This window comes from Mycobacterium sp., from assembly GCF_032162605.1.
Classification (GTDB): domain Bacteria; phylum Actinomycetota; class Actinomycetes; order Mycobacteriales; family Mycobacteriaceae; genus Mycobacterium.
In genome coordinates, this window is record NZ_JAVROT010000379.1 from 1 (window position 1) to 2,681 (window position 2,681).

Annotated in this window: 3 protein-coding genes; 2 read left to right on the forward strand and 1 reads right to left on the reverse strand. The window is 63.1% G+C overall.

Translation table 11 applies throughout. The features are described 5' to 3' along the window. Positions 1-233: 233 nt before the first annotated feature. Together QOI01_RS21400 and QOI01_RS21405 are read left to right on the forward strand one after the other, a co-directional pair. Entirely contained in the window at positions 234-596 is a 363-nt protein-coding gene (locus QOI01_RS21400; RefSeq protein ID WP_526384472.1) for a CocE/NonD family hydrolase C-terminal non-catalytic domain-containing protein, read from the forward strand. Positions 597-889: 293 nt separating this feature from the next. Beyond that, positions 890-1,474 carry a TetR/AcrR family transcriptional regulator gene (locus tag QOI01_RS21405; protein ID WP_526384474.1) on the forward strand — a complete coding sequence of 195 codons (585 nt, stop codon included), beginning with the start codon at positions 890-892 and terminating at the stop codon, positions 1,472-1,474. On the opposite strand, the gene QOI01_RS21410 is transcribed toward QOI01_RS21405, so the two are convergent. Then, positions 1,471-2,205, reverse strand: a complete 735-nt coding sequence (locus tag QOI01_RS21410; protein WP_526384476.1) for a DUF427 domain-containing protein — start codon at positions 2,203-2,205, stop codon at positions 1,471-1,473. The genes QOI01_RS21405 and QOI01_RS21410 overlap by 4 nt on opposite strands. Between the last annotated feature and the right edge of the window lie 476 nt (positions 2,206-2,681).

Consider the following 2,681-nt stretch of genomic DNA (forward strand, 5'->3'; position numbering starts at 1 on the left):
GCCGCAGGCGCGACCGATCTGGTGCTCAACCCCTTCCAAACAGACCCATCGGCGTTGCACGCGGTGTGGGCCGTGGCCGCCGAACTGTAGACCGGTAGGAGTCGCTGTGTTCTATTACTTCCCCAACGACTACACCTGGTCGTCCGCGGTGATGTTGTGCCTCATGGCCAGCGGTCAACTCGGGCAGATCGATCGCTGACCGGCGCCGCTGCGCACCGGCGACCCCGACGTCGATGCTTGGACCGCGGCGTGGGACAACGCCGCAGCGGACCAAGAAGATCTTCCAGGGCGCCCTCGATTCGTACTCGGCGTTGTCCAAAGGCTGGCTGCGCGCGTCGAAGCGCAAGCTTGGCCCCGTGCTGAGCACGCCATCCCGGCCTTACCACGCGCACGATGAGATCCAACCGCTCACGCCCGGCCAGACCCATCAGGTGGACATCGAGATCTGGCCGACCTGCGTCGTGTTGGCCCCGCGGCTACCGTGTCGCGCTGACCGTCCAAGGCGCCGATTGGAAGTTTCCCGGTACCGTGAATCCGGGACACCTACTCAATTTTTGTGTGCCGCTGCAGGGTTCGGGGCCATACCAACACAATGACGTTATCGACCGGCCGGCCGCCATCTTCGGCGGCCGCACCACGGTACGCACCGGAGGCGACGCGGCGTCTTGGCTGCAGCTTCCGATCGTCGAATGAACGGCTGGCCCGACCAGATCGGCACCGTGATCGCCGACTTCGTGTGCGAGTGACGCCAAGAGTGTCCGAATCACGGCTTCCACTGATCGTCCCCACCAACGGTGGAGCGGGAATACCCTCTAGCCGAACACTGGTTGTCCCTTGGCAGTGTCGCCGCGTCGATGGCGGCGCCCCAAGCGGCGGATGGGACACGGATATGGACGACTCCGTCAACGATCCCGCATCGGTTCGTCAACGACTTCTCGACGCCGCGGACGAGCTTTTCTATCACGAGGGCCTGCACCGGGTGCACATCGACCGGGTCATCGAGAAGGCCGGCGTCCCCGTCGACACGCTCCGCGAGGTGTTCGGAAGTACGGACGAGCTCATCCGCACATACCTGCGGGCCCGCCACACCCGGTTGCAGGACGCGGTTGCTCGAGAACTCCCTCGGTACAAGACACCCCGAGAGCGTCTGGTGGGCGTCTTCGAGATCCAAGGGCAGTCGTTCGTCGAACCGGGTTTCCACGGGTGTGCCTTGGTGACCGCGAGCGCCGAAGCGTTACCGGGCGAAGTCGTCGAGGAGATCGTCACCGAATACCGGGACTGGCTACAGAACCTGTTCTTCGATCTGGCCTTCGCCGCCGAGGTGCCGCATCCCGAGGAACTCGCCGAGCAGCTTGTCGTGCTGTTCGACGGCGCAGGGATCTCGGCTTGGCTGGACAGGCGACCCTCAACCGTCAACACGTCGCGGGCAGTAGCCGAAGCGCTCATCGATGCCGCACTGCAAAGTTGGCCCTAGGCGAAGTGGGTTTGCGGCCGAGGCAATCGGGTGCCATCGACGAAGATGTCGAGCTTTTCGTTGTAGAACGCGATCATCCCGGCGATGGGTGCGACCTCGCGCAACGGGTAATCGTAGGTCCAGGCTAGATCGGGGTACGCAGCCTCGCCGACCCGGACTGTCCAGTAGCCCGAGGTAATCCCCTTGTAGGGGCATACGGTTTCGGTATCGCTCGGCTCCAAGTGTGAGAATGCGACGTCGGTACGGTCGATGTAGAAACGGGTCGGCAGCCCTGTCTCGAAAAGCAATACTGGGCTGTGGGTTTCGGCTAGAACGATGCCGTCGAGCTCGACCTTGACGTGGCGGTGGGACCGCAGCGAATCGACGCGGATGTAGGGGTTGCGAGGATGACCGATGATGGGTTCATCCTCTTCGAACCACTCGAGCGCGTCCCATTCAAATCGGACGCTGTCCGCGACCGAACCCGAATCGTACACGCGGGCAGCAGACTTCAGTGTGCGCTCAGGCGAGGTCAACGAATGTAGCCGCGAGGAACCGAACTGCAGCTTCTGGGCGTGGTTCTCGTCCTTCAAGCGCTCCATCCGAACGTCCGACACCGGAATGTAATACTGCGGGTAGTAGGCGATCTCCCAGACGTAAAGGGCGCGAGTCGTGTCGAATACGAGTACGTCATCGAAGTAGCCGCGTACCCGGCGTGGTGAGGGCTCGATGAGGCCTCGGTCCCCCACCATCTGTGGGTAGTCGCGATCGGGATCCCGCGTTTCCGGAGTCACTGGCCCTCGGCTTCCGACGGTTGGCGTAGTCACGAGGCTGACTCCTGTCTTCGTAGGCCCGAGTGCCGGTCGACCCGCAGAATTTAGACCGATCTGTATGACAAACGCTACGCCGCAGATGAAGGTCACGTCAACCTCGCCGGAGTCACCAGCTGCCGACGGAAGCCCGCGGGTAGCCGGCCGGTGGTAACGTTGCGAACAGCCCACACCTTCTGCGAATGCGGTGATCATCGTGGGCAAGGCGCAGCGATGGTAGTGAGCTACTTGACGGATATCGGCGATCCAATCCGGAACCTTCACGCGGGAGCAACCCCCGAATTACGCGACGGTGCGGGTGCCGCTGTGCCACCGTTAGCACGCGCAGCAGGTCCGGCATACTCTGCACCGCTGAGCGTATCTGGTGAGCTTGGACCAGCATTGCGGGCGTGGCGCGA

Bases quoted from the DNA above. Each gene is read 5' to 3' on its own strand.
- QOI01_RS21405 (WP_526384474.1), top strand. From the start codon at position 890: ATGGACGACTCCGTCAACGATCCCGCATCGGTTCGTCAACGACTTCTC.
- QOI01_RS21410 (WP_526384476.1), bottom strand. From the start codon at position 2,205: ATGGTGGGGGACCGAGGCCTCATCGAGCCCTCACCACGCCGGGTACGC.
- QOI01_RS21400 (WP_526384472.1), top strand. From the start codon at position 234: ATGCTTGGACCGCGGCGTGGGACAACGCCGCAGCGGACCAAGAAGATC.